The sequence below is a fragment of the Hafnia sp. HMSC23F03 genome (genome assembly GCF_001816025.1).
Classification (GTDB): Bacteria; Pseudomonadota; Gammaproteobacteria; order Enterobacterales; family Enterobacteriaceae; genus Hafnia; species Hafnia paralvei.
The window spans coordinates 63,323-82,534 of sequence record NZ_KV824231.1; the positions used below are offsets into that span (position 1 = coordinate 63,323).

Sequence of the window (19,212 nt, forward strand, 5' to 3'; positions counted from 1 at the left end):
CCTGAGTGACAAATAGTCAGCATACAAGAACAAAAGGTTACGCAAATCGGAGAGACGTTAATGACAGAAGAGGAAAGATAGGTGGACAGATGCAGCATAAAATAGCGCACATAAAAAAGGGCCACCGAAGTGACCCAATATGTCGAAACAATATGTTTCATTTAATTATCGCAGGAGACAAACCATCAGGTTTGCTCAAGACTCAACGCAAAACTGTTTTTACCGCATTGCCAATTTCGGCCAAGCTACGAACGGTTTTCACACCAGCCGCTTCTAGTGCAGCAAATTTCTCGTCGGCAGTACCTTTACCACCAGCAATAATTGCACCAGCATGTCCCATACGTTTGCCTTTAGGCGCAGTCACACCAGCAATGTAGCCAACAACGGGCTTAGTCACGTGATCTTTGATATAAGCCGCGGCGTCTTCTTCTGCATTACCACCGATCTCACCAATCATCACGATAACTTCAGTTTGTGGATCCTCTTGGAACAGCTTCAGAATATCAATGAAGTTAGAGCCAGGGATGGGGTCGCCGCCGATACCGACACAGCTTGACTGACCAAAACCAATATCCGTTGTCTGCTTAACCGCTTCATAAGTCAGCGTACCAGAACGAGAAACGATCCCGACTTTGCCCGGCAAGTGGATATGGCCCGGCATGATACCGATTTTACATTCGCCTGGGGTGATGACGCCCGGACAGTTCGGCCCAATCATACGTGCGTCGCTTTGTTCCAGCTTCGCTTTCACAACCAGCATATCCAGCGTAGGGATACCTTCGGTGATACAGATGATCAGTTTAATCCCAGCATCAATCGCTTCCAGAATAGAATCTTTGCAGAAAGGTGCTGGAACATAAATGACCGATGCCGTTGCGCCAGTCGCTTCTACCGCTTCACGTACGGTGTTAAATACAGGCAGCCCCAAATGTTCGGTGCCTCCTTTGCCCGGCGTAACACCGCCAACCAATTTAGTCCCGTAGGCCAACGCCTGCTCAGAGTGGAAAGTGCCCTGACTGCCGGTAAAACCTTGGCAGATCACTTTGGTATCTTTATTAATTAAAATGGACATTATTTCCCCTCCACGGCAGCAACAACCTGCTGCGCAGCATCCGTTAAGCTTTTCGCTGCAATAATATTCAAACCACTGTCAGCCAGTTTCTTCGCACCCAGCTCGGCGTTATTACCTTCTAAACGCACCACCACAGGGACATTAACCCCAACTTCAGCTACCGCCCCGATGATACCGTCGGCAATCAGATCACAGCGCACGATACCACCGAAGATGTTGACCAGAACCGCTTTCACTTTCTCGTCAGACAGAATAATTTTAAACGCCTCAGTGACGCGCTCTTTCGTGGCACCGCCACCAACGTCGAGGAAGTTCGCCGGTTCGCCGCCGTGTAGTTTAACGATATCCATGGTGCCCATCGCCAGACCCGCGCCGTTAACCATACAACCGATGTTACCGTCCAGAGCTACGTAGTTCAGTTCCCACTGAGCCGCCTGAGACTCACGCGCATCTTCCTGAGAAGGGTCACGCATTTCACGCAGTTCCGCCTGACGGAACAACGCGTTACCATCAGCGCTCAGTTTACCGTCCAAGCAAATCAGATCGCCCTGCTTGGTGATCACCAGCGGGTTGATTTCAACTAAGGCCAGATCGCGCTCAAGGAACAGCGTCGCCAGACCCATAAAGATTTTGGTGAATTGACCCACTTGTTTGCCGGTAAGACCCAGTTTGAATGCCAGCTCACGGCCTTGATAAGGCTGTGGCCCCGTCAATGGATCTATCGCTGTCTTATGGATTAAGTGTGGCGTTTCATCGGCCACTTTCTCAATTTCCACACCACCTTCGGTCGATGCCATGAAGACAACGCGACGTGTTCCGCGATCGACAACCGCACCAAGATACAGTTCTTTATCAATATCCGTTGCGCCTTCAACCAGAATCTGATGCACCGGCTGACCCAGCGCATCTGTTTGGTAAGTCACTAAACGCTTACCTAACCAGTTTTCTGCAAAAGCACGGATCTCTTCTTTAGACTTAACCAGCTTAACGCCGCCCGCTTTACCGCGGCCACCAGCGTGAACCTGACATTTCACCACCCACGGACCGGAACCGATTTTGGATGCTGCTTCTTCTGCTTCGCGAGGTGTGGTGCAGGCATAACCGACCGGTGCCGGTAAACCATACCGAGCAAACAGTTGTTTGGCCTGATATTCGTGTAGATTCATGATGTTCTATCCATTTTGTCGCCGAGCCTGCTAGGCTATTACGCTTGTCATTTCGTGGTTGGACAGTGTTCGAAATCCACACGTACTTCATATACGCGCCGGTTTCTCCGCGCTGCCCGCCCGCAAACTGCTTACGCTCATCACGCCTATCATGACTGGCTCTTATTTTAGGTAAGAGGCCCACCGAAGCAGGCCATTGCATAGCAATGCCAAATATTTTATTACTTAGACGTCCAGCAGCAGACGAGCCGGATCTTCCAGCATCTCTTTCACCGTCACCAAGAAGCCGACGGATTCACGTCCGTCGATCAGGCGATGATCGTAAGACAGAGCCAGATACATCATTGGCAGGATCACTACCTGACCATTGACCGCCATAGGACGATCTTTGATAGCGTGCATGCCCAGAATCGCGCTCTGTGGTGGGTTGATGATCGGAGTAGACATCAGAGAGCCAAATACGCCGCCGTTGGTAATGGTGAAATTACCGCCGGTCAGTTCTTCAACTTTCAGTTTTCCGTCACGACCTTTCACCGCGAGTTCTTTAATATTTTTCTCAATGTCAGCCATGCCCAGCGTATCAACGTTACGCAGCACCGGAGTGACCAGACCACGAGGCGTAGAAACCGCAATGCTCACGTCGAAATAGTTGTGATACACCACGTCTTCGCCGTCGATAGAGGCGTTCACTTCTGGATAGCGTTTCAGGGCTTCCAATACCGCTTTGATGTAGAAGGACATGAAGCCCAGACGCACACCGTGGCGTTTTTCGAAAGCTTCGCCATACTGCTTACGCATGTCCATGATGGGTTTCATGTTCACTTCGTTAAACGTCGTCAGCATAGCGGTGCTGTTTTTCGCTTCCAGCAGACGTTCGGCCACACGCTTACGCAGGCGGGTCATCGGCACGCGTTTTTCGGTACGCGCACCCAGCGGTGCGGCAACAACTTCTGGCTCAGCAGCTTTGACTGCTTTTGGTGCCGCAGAAGCTAAATGCTTATCAACGTCTTCACGGGTGATGCGTCCACCAACGCCGGTGCCTTTAATATCGGCCGCATTCAACGAGTGTTCGGCCAACAGACGACGAATCGCTGGCCCCTGCGCATCGCTACTCCCTTCTTCCAGAGCCGCTGTGTGGCGAGACGAAGGAGTCGATTCAGAAGACTGTGCTTTATCGGTGGTAGGTTTGCCGGATACATCTGCAGGGCGCAGGCGTCCCAACAGCTGGCGAGAAAGTACGGTAGCACCCTCTTCTTCCAGAATCGCATCCATAATGCCGGCTTCCGGCGCTGGCACTTCCAGAACAACTTTGTCGGTTTCGATTTCAACGATAACTTCATCACGAGCGACGGTATCGCCCGGTTTTTTGTGCCACGTTGCAACCGTAGCGTCGGCAACGGATTCAGGTAGGTCAGGGACCAGAATTTCTACGCTACTCATGCTATATCCTTTTTTATAACCAATTTTTTGCAGAACTGGGCGCTAATGCGCCCAGACTTTCTTTTGAGCTCTAGTTATTCCACGTTCAGCGCGTCGTTAACCAGATCCTGTTGCTGCTTCTGGTGAACCGACATATAACCCACAGCTGGCGAAGCCGATGCAGCACGCCCCGCATAACGCAACGATGCTCCAAAAGGAATCACTTCACGGAAGTTATGCTGGCTACAGTACCAAGCACCTTGGTTCAGTGGTTCTTCCTGACACCAAACAAAATCATGTACGTGAGCATAAGGTGCAAATGCATCCTGAATCGCCTGATGAGGGAATGGATACAACTGCTCGATACGCACAATCGCTACGTCTTTCTGTTCATTCTTGCGACGTTGTTCCAACAGATCGTAATAGACCTTACCGGAACACATCACCACACGTTTCACGTCTTTCGGATCGATATCATCAATCTCGCCGATGACCGGCTGGAAGCTGCCGTTTGCCAGTTCTTCCAGAGAAGAAACCGCCAACGGATGGCGCAGCAGAGACTTCGGCGACATCACGATAAGAGGACGACGCATTCCGCGTAGTGCTTGACGACGCAGCATGTGATAAACCTGAGCCGGTGTAGACGGAATACAGACCTGCATATTCTGATCTGCACACAGTTGCAGATAACGTTCTAGGCGCGCAGAGGAGTGCTCAGGGCCTTGGCCTTCATAGCCATGTGGCAGCAACATAACCAAGCCACACAGACGACCCCACTTCTGTTCGCCAGAGCTGATGAACTGGTCGATGACCACCTGAGCACCGTTGGCAAAGTCACCAAACTGCGCTTCCCAGATGGTCAACGTGCGCGGCTCTGCGGTGGCGTAGCCATATTCAAAAGCCAGAACAGCGGCTTCAGACAGCACCGAATCCCATACTTTGAAGTCGCCCTGCCCGTTATGTACATTTTCCAGAGGAATATATACCGAACCATCTTTCTGGTTATGAATCACTGAGTGACGGTGGAAGAACGTACCACGCCCACAGTCCTCGCCAGAAATACGCACCGGTACACCTTCATCAACCAGCGTGGCGTACGCCAAGTTTTCTGCGGCACCCCAGTCAAACGGCTTGTTGCCTTCTGCCATCTCGGCACGGTCACCATAAATCTTGGCAACACGAGACTGCATTTCAACCGATTCCGGCGCACGACTGATACGGCGAGCCAAATCCTGTAAACGTTTGAGCTCAACGGTGCTTGGATAAACCTCATCCCATTCATGGTTCAGATACGGAGACCATGTAAAGGTATGCATGTTCATTGGGCGCCATTCGTCCACCACGCACTCGCCGCGATCCAACGCATCACGATAAAGGTTAACCATTTCCGTGGCATCTTCGAGAGAGGCAACGCTCTGCTCGGTCAGCTTGTCAGCGTAGATTTTACGCGGGGTCGGATGTTTTTTGATTTTCTGGTACATCACTGGCTGGGTTGCACTTGGCTCATCAGCTTCGTTATGACCATGGCGGCGGTAGCACACCAGATCGATCATCACATCACGTTTAAAGGTGTTACGGAAATCGAGGGCCAGACGCGTCACAAAGGCAACGGCTTCAGGATCGTCCGCGTTCACATGGAAGATCGGCGCCTGAACCATTTTGGCAATGTCAGTACAATACTGAGTAGAGCGCGCATCTTTCGGGTTAGAGGTGGTAAAACCGATTTGGTTATTAATCACGATACGAACCGTACCGCCCACTTCATAGCCACGCGCCTGAGACATGTTCAGCGTCTCCTGCACGATGCCTTGACCTGCAATGGCTGCATCACCGTGGATGGTAATAGGCAGAACCATATTGCTACGCGCTTCATCCAAACGATCGCGACGGGCGCGAACAGAGCCCATAACCACCGGACTGACAATTTCCAGATGCGACGGGTTAAAGGCCAGTGCTAAATGCACTAAACCGCCTTCGGTTTCGACGTCTGACGAGAAGCCCATATGGTACTTAACGTCGCCTGCACCGAGGTGTTCTTTATGTTTACCGGCAAACTCGTCGAACAGATCCTGCGGTTTTTTACCCAGCACGTTAATCAGCACGTTCAGACGGCCGCGGTGCGCCATCCCCAGAACGGCTTCACGGGTGCCATTCTTACCGGCATGACGGATCAGTTCTTTGAGCATCGGTACCAACGCGTCGCCACCTTCCAGTGAGAAGCGTTTCGCGCCTGGGAACTTAGCGCCCAAATAACGCTCCAGTCCTTCCGCTGCGGTTAGTTCACGCAGGAAACGCTGTTTTTCTTCTTGAGTAAAGGAAGGCTGACCGACCACTGATTCCAAGCGCTGCTGAATCCAACGTTTTTCTTCAGTGTTGGTGATGTGCATATACTCTGCACCGATAGAACCACAATACGTTTGCTTAAGTGCCTGATACAGATCGGACAGCTTCATGGTCTCTTTGCCGATGGCAAAAGAACCCACGTTGAAAGTCTGATCAAAATCTTCTTCAGTCAGGTTGTGGAAAGAGGGCTCCAGATCTGGCACCGCATCCTGTTTCCACAAGCCTAATGGATCCAGATTGGCTTGTTGATGACCGCGGAAACGGAAGGCGTTGATCATCTGCAACACCTTGACCTGCTTAGCGTCCGTATCAGGGTCGTTTAGTGAGATATTAAACCGGGACGGGTCTTTCGCCAGACGGCGGAAGTAGTCTCGAGTTTGGGAGTGGAATTGTTCCGATTTCAGGCCGATCGTCGGCAACTGTTGGAAAATTTCCTTCCAGCTCAGATCCACCGAGTCAGGATCGGTGAGATAGTCTTCATAGAGCTGCTCTATGTAGGACTGGTTTGCGCCCGCCAGATAGGAGGAATCCAGCCAGGCCTTCATTGCGCCGTTCTGCATCATGATCCCTTAAGCTGTTTTCAGCTTTAGTTTTCGCCGTGATAAACATCATGCCTTTAACAATTTCTCGCATCCAACCGAGTGTTATTAAAAACATTTATCGTAATTACATACAACGTAATTACTTTACCGTAACCATCTTATAGTAATTGCACCTATCGTCAGATGACTCTATGTGCTTTTTGTGACGAAGATACATCACCTGTTGCAAAAATGTGTCTTACGTCTAGGTGCTACCTATTGCAACCCCTCTTCCCTCCTCTTTCGAGAAGAGAGAGGTTTGCACAAATCCAACGCTAACCGTTGGAATCTTAAACAATTTAAGTGCTATGCACTACGATGCAGCAGCATTGACTTAATATGACCAATTGCACGGGTCGGGTTCAAGCCTTTTGGACATACATTTACGCAGTTCATGATGCTATGGCAGCGGAATACGCTGAAAGCGTCGTCTAAATCGTCCAAACGGCTATCCGTTTCCGTATCGCGACTGTCAATCAGGAAGCGATATGAGGCCAGCAGCCCCGCTGGGCCGATAAACTTATCTGGGTTCCACCAGAAGGATGGGCACGACGTTGAGCAGCATGCACACAGAATACACTCGTACAAACCGTCCAACTTTTCGCGCTGTTCTGGCATCTGCAGATGTTCACGTGCAGGCGGATTCTTACCGTCATTGAGCAAATACGGCTTAATCTTTTCGTATTGGGTGTAGAACTGCCCCATATCAACAACCAAGTCACGCACCACCGGCAGCCCCGGTAATGGGCGGATCACAATTTTTTTGCCCGCGCGCTGCAAGGTTGAGACGGGGGTAATGCAGGCCAAGCCGTTCTTGCCGTTCATATTCACGCCGTCAGAACCGCACACACCTTCACGGCAGGAGCGACGGAATGCTAACGTTGGATCTTGCTCCTTAAGCAAAATCAGCGCATCTAGCAGCATCATGTCGCGGCCTTCTTCGGCCTCGAGGGTGTAATCTTGCATCCGCGGCGCGTTATCGACGTCCGGGTTATAGCGATAAACTGAAAACTCTACTTTCATGACCGTTTCTCCGCAAAAAAAGGGTAACTAACCGAGTAATTGATTAACCAATCAGTAAGTACGGATCTTCGGCGGGAACGCCGGACGTAACTTAGGTTCCATGTTCACGCTGCGGCGTGTCATGCTCTCGGTTTGCGGCAGATACAGGCTGTGGCACAGCCAGTTAGCGTCATCACGATCCGGGAAGTCAAAGCGGCTATGTGCCCCACGACTTTCGGTACGGAAATTCGCTGAAACTGCGGTCGCAAAAGCAGTTTCCATCAGGTTATCCAATTCCAGACACTCAACACGCTGGGTGTTGAAATCGCTAGAAGTATCATCCAGACGCGCATTTTTCAGGCGCTCACGGATCACTTTCAGCTCTTCCAAACCTTTCGCCATCGCATCGCCTTCACGGAATACCGAGAAGTTGTGCTGCATGCAGGATTGCAGGTCTTTACGGATTTGTACCGGATCTTCACCGCTGCGGGTGTTGTTCCAACGGTTCATACGTTCCAGAGAAGCTTCAATATCCGATTCGCTAGCATCGCGGCTTGGGCCTTGCTCCATCAAACACTCTTGCAGGTGTAGACCCGCTGAGCGACCGAACACCACCAAATCGAGCAGCGAGTTACCGCCTAAACGGTTAGCGCCGTGAACCGATACGCAGGCAATTTCGCCAACGGCAAACAGCCCCGGAATAACAACGTCTTCGCCCTTCTCATTGACCGTCAACGCCTGACCGGTCACTTTGGTCGGGATCCCGCCCATCATGTAGTGACAGGTTGGGATCACTGGGATCGGCTCTTTCACCGGATCGACATGAGCAAAGGTACGAGACAGTTCTAAGATCCCCGGCAGACGCGCTTCAAGCACATCTTTACCTAAGTGATCCAGCTTCAGTTTGGCGTGTGGACCCCAAGGGCCATCACAGCCACGCCCTTCACGAATCTCAATCATGATGGAACGCGCAACCACGTCACGGCCCGCGAGGTCTTTCGCGTTTGGCGCATAGCGCTCCATGAAACGCTCACCGTGTTTGTTCAGCAGATAACCGCCTTCACCACGGCATCCCTCTGTGACCAGAACCCCTGCACCGGCAATACCGGTTGGGTGGAACTGCCACATTTCCATGTCCTGAACCGGTACACCCGCACGCAACGCCATACCGACGCCGTCACCGGTATTAATGTGCGCATTGGTCGTTGACTGATAAATACGACCTGCGCCACCGGTAGCCAAAATGGTCGCTTTGGCTTTGAAATAAACGACTTCGCCCGTCTCGATACAGATGGCGGTGGTGCCTACAACCGCGCCGTCTTGGTTTTTCACCAGATCCAACGCATACCATTCAGAGAAGATAGTGGTGTGGTTTTTCAGGTTTTGCTGATACAAAGTATGTAACAGCGCGTGACCTGTACGGTCAGCGGCGGCAGCCGTACGCGCCGCCTGCTCACCGCCGAAATTTTTCGACTGGCCGCCAAACGGGCGCTGATAAATACGACCATCGTCCAAACGAGAGAACGGCAGCCCCATGTGCTCCAGTTCCAAAATCGCTTCCGGGCCGGTTTTACACATATATTCAATGGCGTCTTGGTCCCCGATATAGTCGGAACCTTTCACCGTGTCATACATGTGCCATTCCCAGTTATCTTCATGAGTATTACCTAGCGCAACCGTGATACCACCCTGAGCGGAAACGGTATGAGAACGGGTTGGGAATACCTTAGATAACAGAGCACAAGACAGCCCCATTTGGGAAATTTGCAGTGCTGCGCGCATACCTGCGCCACCCGCACCGATAACAACTGCATCAAATTCTCTGACTTCAAGACCACTAACTGACTGACTCATGTTAGGCACCCCACACAACTAATGTTCCATAAACCAAATAAACCACTAACGCGACAACGATAACCAGCTGCAAAATCAGCCGTAATGCCAGCGGTTTAATGTAATCCGTTAACACTTGCCACATACCAATCCAGGCGTGAGCCAAAATTGATACCAACGTGAGCACGGTAAAGACTTTAGTGATGTTTGAGGCGAAAAATCCGCGCCAGATTTCATACGTGAGAGAGTCTGCGGTAAAGATAAAACCGAGGATATAGAGGACATATAACGTAATAACGATGGCCGCCGCACGTAGCAGTAACCAATCATGAACACCATTACGCCCTAAGGCAGATGCACTGCTTTTTGAGTTTGGGGTTACCATACGAGGACTCCAGCTAAAATAGAAAGTACGACGGTGATCGCAAATGAAATGTAAGCTGTGCGACTACCTGCGGCGAAACTCTCTTCGATATAGCCAAAATCCATCAGCATGTGACGAATACCACCACAGATGTGGTACGCCAATGCGGTGAGGATCCCCCACACAATGAATTTAACGATGAAGCTATCCATGACCGCTGCGGCTTGAGCAAACCCTTCAGGAGAAGCAAGAGAAAGGCCCAGTAGCCAAAGCAGGATACCGATGGAAACAAAGGTAATCACACCTGAAGCGCGGTGTAATATGGAGGCTATCGCAGTAACGGGAAATCGGATCGTTTGCAGATCCAGATTGACAGGTCTTTGTTTTTTGACATTTTTTATCATTATAGCGCCCACACAGCTCTTATTATTTTCCTTCCTCCGGGCCTGGGCGGGGTCAAGCAGCGCATCCCCTTCCTACTTGGCATTGCTTCAACGTTAGCCGCGTTCGTTCCCCAGTTGCACCTATAGGTAGGTTTACTGAGATTCTCTCGCTTGCTGCCTTTGCGCAACCCCAATAAGTTTGGGTATAAAATCCTTTACGTTACACGCCAACAGCTTCCACTGTGCTAAAACGGCGCGCTCCATATTCACGCTGGGTGCTCCTACTTCAGGGCAGTTTCTTAGAGGGTACAACCCTAGAAAAACAGAAAGTCCCGGAGACCTGGCGGCAGTATAGAAGCATCACAATTTGATTACAATTCGAATACAACCTGAATAAAGACATTTGACCGAAACAGTGATACGAGTCACGAAATTAACAAATACGACAAAATTAATTACATGATTTGACAAGGAATCAACATTTCCGTTACAACAGAGTGGCGAATAGACCTACGTTGTACTATTGATGAGCAAACTCTTTCCCCCAGCGCAAAGTTATGCAACAGTGGGATATGTGAATACCCATAGGTTTAACGTAGGCAATAATTAATTATGTTATAAAGAATACCAACGAATCGTTAACATTCTAAACATCGACGAGCGTGTAGCAGTCGAACGACGAACTGGCCGTTAGCAGGATAAATTGCACTCTGTACCCTATAATTTAAGACCCCCACGAAAATCGACGGTGGTCAGCAGGGCGCGAAGAACCGCTAACAGGGAGGCTGGTACCCAATATCGGTGAGTCGGTCGTTAATGGTTCTTAAATCTAGAGGCGCTAAGGAGACTGTAATGGCTAACAAGAAAGCGACGCTAACGCTAAACGGTTCTGAAACGATTGAACTTGATGTGCTTTCCGGCACATTGGGCGGCGAAGAGATTGATATTCGCAGTTTGGGCTCAAAAGGCTACTTCACGTTTGACCCAGGATTTACATCCACGGCCTCTTGCGAATCAAAAATCACCTATATCGACGGTGATGAAGGCATTTTGCTGCACCGCGGCTTCCCTATCGACGAGTTGGCTAAAAACTCCAACTACCTCGAAGTTTGTTACATTCTGCTGTATGGCGAAGCGCCAACACCGGAAGAGTATGAAACGTTCAAAACCACCGTTACGCGCCACACCATGATCCATGAGCAGATTACTCGTCTGTTCCACGGTTTCCGTCGCGACTCTCACCCAATGGCGGTAATGTGCGGCGTCACCGCCTCTTTAGCAGCGTTCTATCACGACTCTCTGGACGTTAACAACGAGCGTCATCGTGAAATCGCAGCGTATCGCCTGTTATCAAAAATGCCGACGTTGGCGGCGATGTGCTACAAGTATTCACTCGGCCAACCGTTTGTTTATCCAAAAAATAACCTCTCCTATTCCGGCAACTTCCTGAATATGATGTTCTCAACGCCGTGTGAAGAGTATGTAGTGAATCCAGTTCTGGAACGCGCCATGGATCGCATTTTAATCCTGCACGCCGACCATGAGCAGAACGCATCGACCTCCACCGTGCGTACCGCCGGTTCTTCTGGCGCAAACCCATTTGCCTGTATCGCAGCCGGTATCGCATCTCTTTGGGGACCAGCGCACGGCGGAGCCAACGAAGCCGCGTTGAAAATGCTGGAAGAGATCAGCTCAGTCGATCACATCCCAGAATTTGTGCGCCGAGCTAAAGACAAGAACGATTCTTTCCGCCTGATGGGCTTTGGTCATCGTGTTTATAAAAACTATGACCCACGCGCTACCGTGATGCGTGAAACCTGTCATGAAGTGTTGAAAGAGCTGAATCTGCAAGATGACCTGCTGGAAGTGGCCATGGAGCTGGAGCACATCGCGCTGAACGACCCGTACTTCATTGAGAAGAAACTGTATCCAAACGTAGACTTCTACTCAGGTATTATCTTGAAAGCGATGGGTATTCCGTCTTCCATGTTTACCGTCATCTTCGCCATGGCTCGTACCGTAGGCTGGATCGCTCACTGGAACGAAATGCACGACGACGGCATCAAAATTGCTCGTCCTCGCCAGCTGTATACCGGTTATGACAAACGTACGTTTGAGTCTAAACTGAAGAAGTAATTTAAGAAATCGATACGCCATAACCCCACCGCATTTTACTGTTCGGTGGGGTTATTTTTTATATCAATTCTAACGCTGACAATTCGGGCACCAATAAAATGGCCGCGAAGATATCATTGTTTTTTCAATCATCTGCCCGCAGCGCAAACAAGGTTCACCGGCGCGGTGAAACACCTTGAACTGAAAAAGTGCGCCATGATGTACATCATCATCCATGGTTCCACGCGTGTTATAAGAAAGACGTGGAATATCCAGCAAAGCATGAGACAAATGCTCCAACTGTTCAGGACGCAATGATTGAGCATTATGGGTCGGCGCTAATTCGGCATCCCATAAAATCTCAACGCGTAGATAGTTACCTAGCCCCGCCAAGAAGCGCTGATCCAGCAATAACCCACCAAACTGACGACGACGAAATGCCGGCAGCATCAAACGCTCTTTTACCTGTTCAGCCGTCAGGCGTAAATCAAGAACATCGGGCCCAACGCGTTGTAAAAACGGATGCTGAGCAATCTCCTCTCGTGGCGCAATGGTGATATCAGAGGCGCTATAAAGCAGGATCGCTTGATCCTCAGTTTCAAGGCGTACACGCAGATCGCGCTTCGTATTCGGCGTTTCTCCAGCAGCAACAATTTTCCATACGCCGTACAGTTGATTGTGACTATACATGGTTAAACCATTAGAAAAGTGCGTCAGCAGCGCTTTACCCCGCGTTTCGATATCTTCGATTTTTTCGCCAATCAACTGAGGCTGATAATGTTTTAACTGAGGAAATGCGAACCACACTTCGGTTAACGGTTTACCCACCACGGCATCCGTTAACTTGTCCGCCGCACGACGAATTTCTGGCCCTTCAGGCATGGCTCCACTCTCTTACACCAGACGACAACATGTTGCCAGAATAGCGCGATTGGTTACGGAGTCAAAACTTCAGCCTGCCCCCACCTCGATACCCTGCAGCAAGAAATGCTGGCGAAGTAACTGAGCGAAAGCAAGAGCATGCACGCTATCACCGTGTAAACAAACCGTATCCGCCTGCACTGGTACTCTATCACCTTGCGGCGTCATAACCTGATTGTGCTGCACCATCATCAAAGTATGGCGTAACGCCTGCTGATCGTCAGTAATCAGCGCATCAGGCTGGCTACGCGGTACCAAAGTGCCATCGGCTTGATAGTTACGATCGGCAAAAACTTCCTGCCACGTGGTCAGCCCCAATAACTTTCCGGCGCGGATCATCTCACTGCCCGCTAACCCAACCAAACGCAAAGCAGGATCAAAATCAAACACTGCGTGGGCAATCGCGTAAGCCAGTTGAGGTTCGACAGCCGCCTGATTATAAAGCATGCCATGCGGCTTGACGTGCCGTAACCGAACCTCTAGCGCAAGGCAATGGCGGTTTAGCGCGTGCAGTTGCTCCGTCACCAGTTGATAGACCTCGTCTGGGGACAACGTCTGCCGACGCCGACCAAAGTTAGCCCGATCGAGAAAACTCGGATGCGCCCCCACCGCGACACCCAACTCTTTAGCCCAGAGTACGGATTGATGCATAGTGGCATCATCGCCAGCATGATATCCACAGGCGATATTTGCTGAGCTCACCAACGTTAACAGAGCGTAATCGTTGGCACCGCCTTCCCCCAAATCAGCATTGAGATCAATCACCCTGCAATCCTCTCTCAAGCTGACGCAGATAGATTTTTTGCTCTTTATAGGCCTGCTGTGCTTCGGCCAGCGTACAGCGAATGAAATGGATCGGTTCTCCCAAACGGATTTGGGCGAGATGATAGAGATCTGCCTCGATCACGCAGGCAATACGCGGATAACCACCGGTTGTCTGGGCATCGGCCATTAATACTATCGGCTGGCCACCGTGTGGAACCTGAATCACACCCGGTAACAGCCCATGCGCAAACATTTCACGTGAACTATTACGCCTGAGCGAATGGCCGTTTAAGCGATACCCCATGCGGTTACTCTGAGGACTAAGGTGCCACGGCGTACGCCAGAAAAACTCCTGCTCTTCTGGACTAAACTCTTGATATTCAGGACCAGGCAGCACGCGGATATAGTTATTGAACAGCAATTGTTTAATACCCTGCGATTTTTGCGGAACATGCCGTACCTCGCCAAGCGGCAAAACATCGCCATCTTTCAGCTTTCGCCCGTCTAAGCCACCAAAACCACCGGTCAGATCGGTACTCCGCGAACCGAGCACCTTGGGCACATCAATACCGCCACTCACCGCAAGATAGCTGCGCATTCCACGCTTCGGGCGATGCAAGACTAAACGCTGCCCCGCGCGAACCGGGTAGTTCCATCCCGTCCATATACGCTGTTTATCCAAATACGCGTCGCATCCTGCCCCTGTTAACGCCATCCAACCATCACGGGTGAATTCTACCGTGCACTCGCCGAGAGTGACTTCAAGCCCCGCATCAGTGCCTCTATTTCCCACCAATAAGTTAGCGGCGTATAGCGCAGGAGCATCAAGCGCGCCACCCAAGCTAACGCCCTGCCCACGTAAACCGTTACGCCCCTGATCCTGCACCGTTGTTTGTAATCCAGCGCGAATAATGTTCAGCATACTCCCTCCTTTTGCGGGACAAAGCGCACGCTATCGCCGGGACGTAATAACGTCGAAGGTGATGCATGGGGATCAAATAACGCCAGTGGCGTATTGCCGATAATCTGCCATCCCCCCGGCGAGGCCAGAGGATAAACGCCAGTATGGCTACCGCCGATACCCACCGATCCCTGCGGAACCTTCACTCGCGGCACCGCTCTTCTCGCGGTGTGTAAGGCTTCAGGCAAACCGCCAAGGTAGCCAAAGCCGGGCTGAAATCCGAGGAAATACACCACATATTCTGCACTGCTATGTAGCTCAACCACTTGGCGCTCGGTGAGTCCGTGAAACAGCGCGACCTCTTCCAAATCAGGCCCTTCTGCGCCGCCATAGATGACTGGAATATCAATATGACGCACTTCTGGCTGTACGGACTCGCTCTCTTCCCACCACTGTTGCAGTTTATCTAAAACCTCAACAGGCTCAGTCTCCGGCACAGAGAGCAGCAGCGTAATATTGTTCATTCCGGGAATCACTTCTGACACGTTGGGATATTCACGCAGCCGAGTTGCTAATGACCAAATACGCTTCTGGCTTTCTAACGATAATGGTGGCTCAAGTTCTAACACCGCCGCGCGTTCACCTAACAGATAACACCGTGCTTTTTGCAAGACAGCCTCCCTATGGACGTAACCCCAAATTATCAACGACTACGTTAACTTATGCGCAAAGACAGCACTGTCGTCAATGAGTGAGCCAGTGAGATTCAGATCACAGAACAGCAATTTGATTTGGCAACAAAAAACTTTGCTTCATACCGCCCGCACTCACAATCCTCTGAATCTGAAATATAAATTACGCTAAATTGCGATCAATACGATTTTCATATCAATCAAAGCATTTTTAAAATTGGATTGCCAATCGAAGCCATACACACAATGCGGGCATACCTTTCCTCTTGGAGTCGATTATGTCTTTCTCTCATTGTGACAATTTTCCCTTTCACGCCGCCGAAATCATCCGCGCAGCCAAGCCGAACTTTCAGCCACGTATCGCACTGATCCTCGGCTCCGGCTTAGGCGTATTTGCCGACCAGCTCGACAACAAAACCGCCATTTCGTATCAAGACCTGCCCGGTTTTCCGGTGAGCACCGTCGTCGGCCATGCTGGTGAACTCGTTTTAGGCTCTATCAACGGCGTAGACGTAGTTTGTATGAAAGGACGCGGCCATTTTTACGAAGGCAAAGGCATGGGCATCATGACCCCAGCGGTTCGCACCTTTAAACTCTTAGGCTGCGAGTTTCTGTTCTGCACTAACGCTGCGGGTTCATTGAACACGGGAATTCCAGCGGGCAGCTTGGTCGCACTGAACGATCACATTAACACGATGCCATCCACACCGCTGGTGGGGCCAAACGATGAACGCTTTGGCCCGCGGTTCTTCAGCCTAGCCAATGCGTATGACGCTGAGCTACGCGGTCGTCTACACCAGACGGCGTCTTCCTTGGATCTCAAACTTCACGAAGGCGTATTTGTTTCCTATCCAGGACCTAACTTCGAAACCGCCGCTGAAATCCGCATGATGCAGATGATTGGCGGCGACGTGGTTGGAATGTCAGTGGTACCGGAAGTAATTGCCGCTCGCCATTGTGGACTGAAAGTGCTGGCCGTTTCCGCCATCACCAATATGGCTGAAGGCCTCAGCGACGTCGAGCTATCTCATGAACAAACGCTGAAATGCGCGGCGATGGTGACAGACGATTTTGTTCGCCTGATCGGTACTTTCGTCGCGAGTTACGCTAATTAATACAGATAAATAGCGGGCAGTATAAGCGTAATACCCTCGTTTAAGAGATCGAGAGACACGGTGATTGGCATAGGGTTAGGCGTTCTGGCGGCTAAAGCGGCTATGGCCCATCCCTACCATTCACCGTAAATCGAGCTTCAACGAAAATGTTACAGCATAAGCCCGTATCATTTGCTCTCTATGTGGAGTTTCGCTATGACAGAGTCATCTTTCTCTCGCGTGAATATGAACGCGATTTCTTACCTCAGTTACTACTTTGTCGGTGCGCTGGTTTCGACGCTCGGCATCGTACTAGGCCCACTGTGCGACGCATTTCATAAAGACTACAGTTTCATTGGCCAAGTATTTACTCTGATGAATCTCGGGATGTTCCTGCCAATTATGCTTGGCGGCATTCTGATGAAGAAATGGGGACTGCAAAAACCGCTCATCGTGGCGTCGGTTATCACCATTCTTGTCAGCATATTGTTATTCATAAGCCCAACGCTGACCGTCTTCAGCGTTGCAGTCACGCTTATCGGGGCGTGCGGTGGTGTGTTTATGACCATCGGTAGCTATCTGGTTGTACGCATCAATCCCGAAGAAAAGAAACGCTCCTCCAGCCTGATTTTTACTGATTTTTTCTTCAGTTTAGCAGGCGCGACGCTCTCCATCGTTTTAGCATGGGTGTTTAAGCTCGGCGCAAACTGGTTAGCCATGTATGCCATTATGGGCGCGATTGGTGCACTGATGTTATCCATCACCCTGCGCAGTCGTTTCCCAACCACTGAAGCCCCAGTAGAAACCTCGAATCAGCACACGAAAGCGACTGCCGAATCATGGGGACCTGCCGTCTATTTATTATGTTTTGCGCTCTTTGCTTTCTTATTGGCTGAGCCGATTTTCACCATGTGGACACCAACCTACCTGCAAGATCGCTTCCACATGACACAACAAGACGCAGCATTGTTTACTGCATGTTACTGGTGGGCGAAAGCAACAGGACTGTTTGTGAATCAGTTCACGGTCAAGCTCATGAAGCTACGCACTTTCCTGCTAGCGTGTACGGTTGTTGGCATGGCATCAATTTTAGTCATCACGACCAGCGCAAATACCCAATTGATTATGGTGGCATGTGGTGTGTTTGGCTTCTTTAACTCGGGGCTTTTCTCAGGGCTAATGAGCTATGGTTCTCTTCAGGTTCGTCAGAGTCCACCAACGCTGATCTCTGCGCTACTGACCTGCGGTACCGTGGGCACATTGTTATTTGCAACCGTATCTTCACTAATGAATTCTTACCACGGACTTCATTGGGCACTGGGCACTGCGGCAATCTCTTATGCACTGCTGCTCATAGCGCTACTCGCCGCGATGGCATGCAGCCGAGCAGAAAAAATCGCTCAGACTAAGGCGATAGAATCTGCCAGCGGTAGCCTATAACATTAAGATCTAGCCTCCCCTTAACATCGAGGGGAGGTATTATTGGCTTGCAGATTGACTCCCTTTGCCGCTATCTGCATTATGCGGCTATCCTCCTTTTATCTACTCAGGCTCGTGATGCCCAATACCCCAATCGCTCAGCTTGCCAGTAACGTGCATAGCAATGGCCGCATCAGCCTGCGGATGCTGCGTTATTTTCAAGTGCTCGCCGATGAACTGCATTTTGGTCGCGCAGCCGCACAGCTCAATATATCTCAGCCGCCGCTCAGTACTCAGATCAAAGAGTTAGAGGATATTCTTGAGATCAAACTCCTTGAGCGCAACAGCAGAAAAGTCGCATTAACCCATGCAGGACGGGTGCTTAAAACCGAGGTCGATCGCATTCTGAGTGCTACCGAAACCTCACTAAACTATGTCCGCCAGATAGGACGAAATGAAAACCAGCATTTAAACATCGGCATTATCGGCACCGCACTGTGGGGAGCGCTACTGCCCGCCTTGAAAGCATTCCGCGTTGACTACCCACACGCGACATGGACGCTGCACGAACTTCCACAACAGCGCCAAATTGAACAAATCATGCAGTACACGATCGATATTGGCATCAATCGCAACGTAGCGATTCAATCGACGCCGAACATCAGCTATCAACATATCTCTCGTGAATCGGTGATGGTGGCTCTGCTAGAACACGATCCGTTATGCCAGTTTGAAAGCCTCGATCTGATGCAACTCGCCGAGCGCCCTTTTATTTCCCTTTCGTTCAGTCACAGCGATTTTGCCCAGCAACTTTACGATTATTGCGTGCAAGCAGGGTTCTACCCGCTGATCGCTCAGCAGGCGATGGAACCGCAGACAGTACTGGCCTTGGTCAGCGCAGGACTTGGCATCGCTTTGCTGCCCGAAACCTGCTCACTGATTCACTGGCCAGGCGTCAAGTTTATGCCGCTTAATCAGCAAATTCCCGCAGATCTCTACGCGCTTTATCATCGGGAGCACCAGTCCCCCATCGCTCATGCATTTTTACAAGCACTAGGCAAAATTACCGAATAGCGACCATAAACTGCGCAGGATGCTATATTTACGTTATAAGAAAGCACCTAATCGCGATCTTTTTAACA

15 protein-coding genes and 1 pseudogene are annotated in these 19,212 nt (G+C 50.6%); 4 read left to right on the forward strand and 12 right to left on the reverse strand.

Features of this window, described 5'->3' with window-relative positions; genetic code table 11:
* Positions 1-202 precede the first annotated feature (202 nt).
* The 8 genes and pseudogenes from sucD to sdhC form a co-directional block, all read right to left on the reverse strand.
* On the reverse strand, positions 203-1,072 hold the full coding sequence (sucD, locus tag HMPREF3091_RS12830; protein WP_004096598.1) for a succinate--CoA ligase subunit alpha: 870 nt from the start codon (positions 1,070-1,072) through the stop codon (positions 203-205).
* Positions 1,072-2,238 carry an ADP-forming succinate--CoA ligase subunit beta gene (gene sucC / locus HMPREF3091_RS12835; RefSeq protein WP_004096596.1) on the reverse strand — a complete coding sequence of 389 codons (1,167 nt, stop codon included), beginning with the start codon at positions 2,236-2,238 and terminating at the stop codon, positions 1,072-1,074. The genes sucD and sucC overlap by 1 nt, the downstream gene beginning before the upstream one ends.
* Before the next feature lie 225 nt (positions 2,239-2,463).
* Positions 2,464-3,678, reverse strand: coding sequence for a 2-oxoglutarate dehydrogenase complex dihydrolipoyllysine-residue succinyltransferase (gene odhB / locus HMPREF3091_RS12840; protein ID WP_070716275.1), 1,215 nt, complete (start codon positions 3,676-3,678; stop codon positions 2,464-2,466).
* A 74-nt stretch (positions 3,679-3,752) separates the two neighbouring features.
* Positions 3,753-6,560: a 2-oxoglutarate dehydrogenase E1 component gene (gene sucA, locus HMPREF3091_RS12845; RefSeq protein ID WP_008812783.1), complete on the reverse strand. Its 2,808-nt coding sequence runs from the start codon at positions 6,558-6,560 to the stop codon at positions 3,753-3,755.
* Positions 6,561-6,887: 327 nt separating this feature from the next.
* The gene (locus HMPREF3091_RS12850; RefSeq protein ID WP_004096588.1) at positions 6,888-7,604 is read right to left on the reverse strand and encodes a succinate dehydrogenase iron-sulfur subunit; all 717 of its coding nucleotides are present in this window, start codon (positions 7,602-7,604) and stop codon (positions 6,888-6,890) included.
* A 51-nt stretch (positions 7,605-7,655) separates the two neighbouring features.
* Entirely contained in the window at positions 7,656-9,437 is a 1,782-nt protein-coding gene (gene sdhA / locus HMPREF3091_RS12855) for a succinate dehydrogenase flavoprotein subunit (protein WP_070716277.1), read from the reverse strand.
* 1 nt (position 9,438) lies between these two features.
* A complete protein-coding gene (gene sdhD, locus HMPREF3091_RS12860) occupies positions 9,439-9,801 on the reverse strand; it encodes a succinate dehydrogenase membrane anchor subunit (RefSeq protein WP_004096583.1) in 363 nt (120 codons plus the stop codon).
* Positions 9,795-10,198, reverse strand: a pseudogene (gene sdhC, locus HMPREF3091_RS12865) (succinate dehydrogenase cytochrome b556 subunit). The gene sdhD and the pseudogene sdhC overlap by 7 nt, the downstream one beginning before the upstream one ends.
* Positions 10,199-11,015: 817 nt before the next feature.
* Between sdhC and HMPREF3091_RS12870 the strand changes: the two are divergent.
* Complete coding sequence (locus HMPREF3091_RS12870) at positions 11,016-12,299, forward strand: citrate synthase (RefSeq protein ID WP_035504236.1); 1,284 nt, start codon at positions 11,016-11,018, stop codon at positions 12,297-12,299.
* A 69-nt stretch (positions 12,300-12,368) separates the two neighbouring features.
* On the opposite strand, the gene nei is transcribed toward HMPREF3091_RS12870, so the two are convergent.
* From nei to pxpB, 4 genes are all read right to left on the reverse strand, one after another.
* Entirely contained in the window at positions 12,369-13,160 is a 792-nt protein-coding gene (nei, locus tag HMPREF3091_RS12875) for an endonuclease VIII (RefSeq protein WP_070716278.1), read from the reverse strand.
* A 69-nt stretch (positions 13,161-13,229) separates the two neighbouring features.
* Complete coding sequence (gene pxpA / locus HMPREF3091_RS12880) at positions 13,230-13,964, reverse strand: 5-oxoprolinase subunit PxpA (protein ID WP_004096576.1); 735 nt, start codon at positions 13,962-13,964, stop codon at positions 13,230-13,232.
* Positions 13,957-14,886 carry a 5-oxoprolinase subunit PxpC gene (gene pxpC, locus HMPREF3091_RS12885; protein ID WP_004096574.1) on the reverse strand — a complete coding sequence of 310 codons (930 nt, stop codon included), beginning with the start codon at positions 14,884-14,886 and terminating at the stop codon, positions 13,957-13,959. The genes pxpA and pxpC overlap by 8 nt, the downstream gene beginning before the upstream one ends.
* Complete coding sequence (pxpB, locus tag HMPREF3091_RS12890) at positions 14,880-15,536, reverse strand: 5-oxoprolinase subunit PxpB (protein ID WP_070716280.1); 657 nt, start codon at positions 15,534-15,536, stop codon at positions 14,880-14,882. The genes pxpC and pxpB overlap by 7 nt, the downstream gene beginning before the upstream one ends.
* A 299-nt stretch (positions 15,537-15,835) precedes the next feature.
* Here pxpB and xapA point away from each other — a divergent pair, with 299 nt between their 5' ends.
* From xapA to HMPREF3091_RS12905, 3 genes are all read left to right on the forward strand, one after another.
* Complete coding sequence (gene xapA / locus HMPREF3091_RS12895; RefSeq protein ID WP_070716282.1) at positions 15,836-16,672, forward strand: xanthosine phosphorylase; 837 nt, start codon at positions 15,836-15,838, stop codon at positions 16,670-16,672.
* A gap of 195 nt (positions 16,673-16,867) precedes the next feature.
* Entirely contained in the window at positions 16,868-18,091 is a 1,224-nt protein-coding gene (tsgA, locus tag HMPREF3091_RS12900; protein WP_070716284.1) for an MFS transporter TsgA, read from the forward strand.
* A gap of 117 nt (positions 18,092-18,208) precedes the next feature.
* Positions 18,209-19,144: a LysR family transcriptional regulator gene (locus HMPREF3091_RS12905; RefSeq protein ID WP_070716285.1), complete on the forward strand. Its 936-nt coding sequence runs from the start codon at positions 18,209-18,211 to the stop codon at positions 19,142-19,144.
* Positions 19,145-19,212: the final 68 nt, after the last annotated feature.